The 7,621-nt window shown below is 72.1% G+C and carries 2 protein-coding genes; both read right to left on the bottom strand.

Annotated elements, in window-relative coordinates:
* Positions 1-1,019 (bottom strand): beta-ketoacyl synthase N-terminal-like domain-containing protein (locus ACZ5NH_RS45000; protein ID WP_468784229.1); only part of this gene is annotated, 1,019 nt, incomplete at its 3' end.
* 74 nt (positions 1,020-1,093) lie between these two features.
* The coding region (locus ACZ5NH_RS45005; RefSeq protein WP_468784231.1) for a type I polyketide synthase at positions 1,094-7,621 on the bottom strand (6,528 nt) is incomplete at its 5' end.

Raw genomic sequence — 7,621 nt, forward strand, 5'->3', positions numbered from 1 at the left:
GCCTCCACCGCGTCGACCTGGTCGGCCGACAGCCGGGCGTTGGCCAGCGCCTGCCGGATCACCCGCTGCTGCGACGGACCGTTCGGCGCCGTCAGTCCGTTGCTCGCACCGTCCTGGTTGACGGCGCTGCCGCGCACCACCGCCAGCACCGGGTGGCCGTTGCGCCGGGCGTCCGACAGCCGCTCCACCAGCAGCATGCCCACGCCCTCGGCCGGACCAAAGCCGTCGGCGTCGGCGGAGAACGCCTTGCAGCGGCCGTCCGCGGACAGTCCGCGCTGCCGGCTGAACTCCACGAACAGGCCGGGCGTGGCCATCACATGGGCGCCGCCGACGAGCGCGAGCGAGCACTCGCCGTTGCGCAGCGCCTGCACCGCCAGGTGGAGGGCGACGAGCGAGGCCGAGCACGCGGTGTCCACCGTCACCGCCGGACCCTCCAGCCCGAACGTGTAGGAGATACGTCCGGACATCACACTGGCGGCGTTGCCGGTCCCCAGGTGGCCGGCGAAGTCGTCGTCGGCTTCCAGCAGGGCGGAGAGGTAGTCGGAGCCGTTGACGCCGACGAAGACACCGGCCTGGCTGCCCCGCAGGGTCCCCGGGTCGATCCCCGCCCGCTCGAACGCCTCCCACGACGTCTCCAGCAGCAGCCGCTGCTGCGGATCCATCGCCAGCGCCTCACGCGGCGAGATCCCGAAGAAACCCGGATCGAAACGCGTCGCCTCCCGCAGGAAACCACCCTCACGCGTGTACGACGTCCCCTGCGCGTCCGGATCCGGATCGTACAGCCCCTCCACGTCCCAACCCCGGTCCACCGGGAACCCGGACAACGCATCCCCACCCGAGACCAGCAACCGCCACAGATCCTCCGGCGACCGCACATCACCCGGGAAACGACAGCTCATCGCCACAATGGCGATGGACTCCCGGGCCCGGTCCTCGATGTCCCGCAGCCGCCCGTACGCCTCGTCGAGATCCGTCGTGACTTTCTTGAGGTATTCGCGGAGCTTTGCTTCGTTCGCCATGGGCGCTTCACCTATTCGGATGGTCGTCGAGATCGTGGCGGTGGTGGGTGCGATGCGATGGCCGGCTCATGGCTTCAGCTCGCGCCGAACCGCTTGTCGATGAAGTCGAACAGCTCGTCGTCGCTGGCCTCTTCGAGGACCGCCGTGGTCTCACCGCCGCCCTGGCCACGGCGTGCGTCATTCCACTGCGCCAGAAGCGACTGCAGGCGTACCGCGACCCGGGCGTGTGCCGCGTCGTCCGCCATCAGCGCCGCCAGGCCGTCGGTCGCCGGCGAAGAGAACGCGTTCTCCAGCCGGTTCAGCTCGTCCAGCACGGACACCTCCGGCTCGGCCGCCTCGGGCGCGACCTGCCCGAGCAGGTGCTGCGCGAGTGCGGCCGGTGTCGGATAGTCGTAGACGAGCGTGGCCTGCAGGCGCAGCCCCGTCGCCGTGGCGAGCCGGTTGCGCAGTTCGACCGCGGTCAGGGAGTCGAAGCCCAGTTCGCGGAACGCCTGTCCGGCGCCCACCTCGTCGTGCGAGGTGTGCCCCAGGACGGCGGCCACTTGCCCGCGTACCAGATCGAGCACCGTCTGTTCCCGCTCGGCCGCCGACAGCCGCGCCAGCCGCTGCGCGAGTCCCTCGGCGCCGTCTCCGCCGCCGGTTTGGCCGTCGCCGGAGCGGCGACGGACCGTCGTGCGCACCAGGCCGCGGAACATCGGCAGGAGGTCGCCGCTCACCGCGGCGGCGCGCAAGGTACCGAAGTCGAGCCCGAGCGGAACCAGGACGGCCTCGCCGGACGCGGTGCTCGCCTGGCAGGCGGCGTCGAACAGGGCGAGTCCCTGGTCCGCCGACAGCGGCAGTACGCCTCCGAGTGCCGCACGGGAGCGGTCGGCGGCGGCCAGCCTGCCCGCCATGCCGCGTTCCTCGGCCCACATGCCCCACACCAGGGACAGAGCGGTCAGTCCGCGGGCGCGGCGGTGGCGGGCCAGCGCGTCGAGGAATACGTTGGCCGCCGCGTAGTTGGCCTGCCCGGCGGCGCCGAGCGTGCCGGCCGCCGCCGAGAACAACACGAACGCCGACAGATCCAGGTCCTGGGTCAGGTCGTGCAGATTGAGCGCCGCGTCGACCTTCGCCCGCAGCACCCGGGCGACACGCTCGGGCGTGAGCTTGTCGACGACACCGTCGTCCAGTACGGCCGCGGTGTGCACGACGGCCGTCAGCGGATGCTCCGCCGGCACCGTCGCGAGGAGTTCGGCGAGCGCCGCGCGGTCGGCCACGTCGCAGGCCGCCACCGTGACCTGCGTCCCCCACCGGCCGAGTTCCTCCCGGAGTTCGGCCATGCCCTCCGCGGCGGGTCCGCTCCGGCTGACCAGCAGCAGACGGCGGGCACCGTGCTCCGCCGCAAGATGCCGTGCGAGCAGCCGTCCCAGCCCACCGGTGGCCCCGGTGATCAGGACGGTCCCCTCAGGATCGAACGCCGGAGCCGTCCGCTCGACGACCCGCGCCGTACGGGCAAGGCGCGGCACGTACGCGGAACCGGACCGCAGGACGAGTTCCGGCTCCCCGGACATGACGGCCCCCGCAAGAGCGCCGTAGGAGGCATCGGTCCCGTCGGTGTCGAGCAGGACGATCCGGTCGGGGTTCTCCGACTGCGCGGACCGCACCAGGCCCCACACCGCCGCGTGCGCCAGGTCCGCGACGTCCTCTCCCGGGCCGGTGGCGACCGCGCCGGCGGTGAGGACCACCAGCCGGGTGCCGGCGAAGCGGTCACCGGCCAGCCAGGACTGCAGGGCGCCGAGTACCCGGGTGACGGAAGCACCGACCTGCGCGGCCAAGCGGGACCTGTCGCCGTGGTGGCCGTCACCGCCGTCGCCGTGCCCGCCGTGCTCGCCGTGAGCGGCGCGCGGTCCGGATACGCACGGCAGCAGGATCACGTCCGGAACAGCACGGCCCGCGCCGACGGCCGTCTCCAGCGACGACACGTCGTCGAAGACCTTGGCCCGGATGCCCGCCGTCATGAGCGACGCCGTCACTCCTGCGTCGTCCAGTGCGCCGATGACGGCGTAGCCGCCGCTCTCGGATCCGGCGACGGATGCGACGGGCGTGCGCAGCCACTCGAGGCGGAACAGCGAGTCGTGGTGGGCACTGCGGTCGCCCAGCGCCGCGACGGTGGCGGCCACCTGCTCGGCGGTGAAGGAGCGCAGGACCACGGACTGTGCCGTCACCACCGGGGCACCGGCGGAATCCGTCGCGGTCAAGGCCACGGAACCGTCGCCCGCGGAACCGATCCGCACCCGCAGCACGGAGGGAGCCGGGGCGTGCAGCACCACCTCCCGCCAGGCGAGGGCCAGATCACCCGCCCTGACACCGCCCGGAGCACACCGGTGAGCCGCCAGGAGCGCCGCGTCGAGCAGCGCGGGAGGCAGGGTGAACCGCTCAGCGATTCCTCGCTGGCCGCCTTCTCCCCGGTCGCCCTCCTCGTGGTCCGGAGCGAGCCGCACCTCGGCGAAGACCACTCCGTCGCGCACCCACACCTGCTGCAGCGTCCGGAAGGATGCGCCGTGCACGACCCCCGCGGCCGCCGACGCCTCGTACAGCGTGTCGACCGGCACCGCTTCGGCACCGGCCGGCGGCCAGACCGCCAAGTCGGCCGCGCCGGGGAGGGTGTCTCCGGCATCCGGGGCAGCGGTGAGCGTGGCGCTCGCGTTGCGGGTCCACGGGAGGTCCGGCCGAATGCCGTCACCGGCACCGGAAGTCGCCCGCTCGGGCCGCGAGTACACCGTCAAGGTGCGGCGGTCCGACCGGTCCCTCGTGCCGTCGTCAGGTCCGGACTCGCCGACCTGCACCCGCAGTTGGACGCCGCCGTGCTCCGGCAGCACCAGCGGCGTGTGCACGTCCAGCTCGACCGGCACCGGGCAGCCGACCTGGTCGCCGGCGTGGATCGCCAGCTCCACGAACGCCGACGCGGGCAACACCACTTGCCCCATGACCGTGTGATCGGCCAGCCAGGGATGTGTCTGCAACGACAGCCGCCCCGTGAACAGGCAACCGTCCGAGTCGGGCAGCTCCACGGCGGCACCCAGCAACGGATGGTCCGCCGAGCCGATGCCGACGGACGTCACGTCGTCGGAGCCGGTGAAGACGTCGACCCAGTAGTGCCGACGCTGGAAGGCGTAGGTGGGCAGGTCGACGCGTCGGGCGCCGGTGCCGGCGTAGTACGCCTGCCAGTCCACCGCGATGCCCCGGGTGTGGGCGTGCGCGAGGGCCGTGGTCAGGGTTTCCGGCTCCGGACGGCCCGCGCGGAGCACCGGAACGAACGCATGGTCCTCGCCGGTGACGCAGTCCTGGCCCATCGCCGAGAGCACACCGTCCGGGCCCAGCTCGACGAACGTGGTGACGTTCTGGGCTTCGAGGGTGCGGATGCCGTCGTGGAAGCGGACCGCTGCACGGACGTGACGGACCCAGAAGTCAGGGTTGGTGATCTCGTCCGGGGTTGCGATCGTGCCGGTGAGGTTGGAGACGAGCGGGATGCGCGGGGCCTCGTACGACAAGCCCTCGGCGACCTTGCGGAAGGCGTCCAGCATGCCGTCCATGTGCGGCGAGTGGAACGCGTGACTGACCGTCAGACGCTTCGACTTGCGGCCCTGCTCCTCGAAGCGGGCGGCGATCTCCAGTACGGCGTCCTCGTCACCGGCCACGACCACGGAGGCGGGTCCGTTGACGGCCGCGATGCTCACCCGGTCGGTCAGGTACGGGGTGACCTCGTCCTCGGCGGCCTGCACCGCCACCATCGCACCACCGGACGGCAGCTCCTGCATCAGCCGACCACGCGCGGCCACCAGGGTGCACGCGTCCTCCAGCGACAGCACACCCGCACAATGCGCCGCAGCGATCTCACCGATGGAGTGACCGGAGACGAAGTCCGGCCTGACGCCCCATGATTCGAGGAGCCGGAACAGCGCCACCTCCACCGCGAACAACGCGGGCTGCGTATACGACGTCTGGTCGATCAGCTGAGCGTCATCGCCGAACACCGCTTCTCGCAGCGGCAGTTCGAACCGAGCGAAGACCTCGTCCAGGGCCTCGGCGAACACGGGGTAGGCGTCGTACAGCTCCCGGCCCATCCCCAGCCGCTGGCTGCCCTGCCCGGTGAACAGGAACGCCGTGCGGCCCTCACCGACCGTTCCCCGGACCGCCTGCGACCCCGGCTCCCCCGCCGCCAGTGCGGCGAGCCCGGCCAGCAGGACGTCGCGGTCCCCACCGACCACCGCCGCCCGTCGCTCCAGCGCGGCCCGCGAGGTGGCCAGCGAATAGGCGACATCTGCCGGCCTCGCATCGCCGTCTGAGGCGATCCGCGCCCACAGGCGCTCGGCCTGAGCCCGCAGCGCCCCGTCGGACTTGGCGGAGAGAACCCACATGGTGCTCAACGGTGCGGCCTGGTACGGAAGGGTCTCCGTCCGGTCCGCATCTTCTGCCGGTGGCTGCTCGAGCACGGTGTGGGCGTTGGTGCCACTCACACCGAAGGACGACACGCCCGCCCGGCGAGGGCGGCCGGTCTCCGGCCACTCCCGCGCCTCGGTCAGCAACTCCACCGCGCCCGCCGCCCAGTCCACGTGCGGCGTCGGCTCGTCGACGTGCAGGGTCCGCGGCAGCACTCCGTGCCGCATCGCCATCACCATCTTGATGATCCCGGCGACACCGGCCGCGGCCTGCGTGTGACCGATGTTCGACTTGATCGAGCCCAGCCACAACGGCCGGTCCTCGGCACGCTCCTTGCCGTAGGTGGCCAGCAGCGCTTGCGCCTCGATCGGGTCACCCAGCGTCGTACCCGTACCATGCGCCTCCACCACGTCCACCTCGGACGCCGAGAGCCCGGCACTCGCCAGCGCCTGCCGGATCACCCGCTGCTGCGACGGCCCGTTCGGCGCCGTCAGACCATTGCTCGCACCATCCTGGTTCACCGCCGAGCCACGGACCACCGCCAGCACCGGGTGACCGTTACGACGGGCATCGGACAGCCGCTCGACCAGCAGCATGCCCACACCCTCACCCCAGCCGGTGCCGTCCGCACCCGCCGCGAACGCCTTCACCCGGCCATCGGCAGCAAGACCACGCTGCCGGCTGAACTCGATGAACGCGCCGGGTGTCGACATCACGGTCACACCGCCGGCCAGCGCCAGATCGCACTCACCACTGCGCAGCGCCTGGGCGGCGAGGTGCAGGGCGACCAGCGACGAGGAGCAGGCCGTGTCCACCGTCACGGCAGGCCCTTCGGCACCGAAGGTGTAGGCGAGACGCCCGGAGACGACGCTGGCCGAGTTGCCGGTGCTCATGAAGCCGTCCGTGGCCTCGGGCGAGTTGAGGACCAGGGACAGGTAGTCCTGACCGTTGGTCCCGATGAACACGCCCGCCTGGCTGCCGCGTACGGACGACGGATCGATTCCGGCGCGCTCGAACGCCTCCCACGACGTCTCCAGCAGCAGCCGCTGCTGCGGGTCCATGGCGAGCGCCTCGCGCGGGCTGATCCCGAAGAACGCCGGGTCGAACTCGGCCGCGTCGTAGAGGAAGCCGCCCTCATGCGCGTACGACGTGTTCGTCGTACCGGAAGCGGGAGAGCCGGTGGTGGGCAGCGCGTCCGACCGGGAGCCGTACAGCGAGTCGAGGTCCCAGCCGCGGTCGGTGGGGAAGCCGGAGATCGCGTCCCGCCCGGAGGCGAGGAGCTGCCAGAGGTCTTCCGGCGACCGTACGCCACCGGGGAAGCGGCAGCTCATGCCGACGATCGCGATCGGGTCGTCCGTCGCCTCCGCCGACCGCGACACCGGGCCGCCGGACACCTCCTGCGTGCCGAGCAGTTCGGTCCACAGGTGATCGGCCAGCGCGGACGGAGTCGGGTAGTCGTAGATCAGCGTGGCGGGCAGCCGCAGCTCTCCTGCGGCACCCAGGCGGTTGCGGAGCTCGACCGCCGTCAGCGAGTCGAAGCCGAGCTCCTTGAACGCGCGGTTGGCGCCGACGGTCCCGGGACCGGCGTGGCCGAGCACGGCCGCGACGGTCTCACGTACCAGATCCAGCAGCAGGCGCCGCTGCTCCGTCTCGGGGAGACGGGACATGCGCTGTGCGAGGGAGGACGCGCGGACCTTGTCCGTGCCGGAATCGGCGGCGGATTCGGCGGGTGCCAGGGCCCCGCGTACTTCGGGGAGTTCCGCCAGCAGGGGGCTTCGGCGCACGGCGGTGAAGCCGGGTGCGAACCGCTGCCAGTCGACGTCCGCAACGGCCACCACCGTGTCGTGCGAGTCCAGTGCGTGCTGCAGCGCGTCGATCGCGGCCGAGGTGGTCATCGGCGGTACGCCGCCGGCCCGCATCCGCTGCGCGAGGGTCTCGTCGGCGGCCATGCCGCCTTCGGCCCAGGGGCCCCAGGCGATCGAGGTGGCGGGCAGTCCTTCGGCGCGCCGCTGCTCGGCGAGCGCGTCGAGGTGGGCGTTGGCCGCTGCGTAGTTGGCCTGGCCCGCGGTTCCCCATACGCCACTCACCGAGGAGAAGAGCACGAAGGCCGACAGGTCCATGTGCCGGGTCAGTTCATGCAGATGCACCGCGGAGACCGCCTTCGCCCGCAGCACCGCCTCGAA

Source organism: Streptomyces sp. NPDC031426, assembly GCF_055581585.1.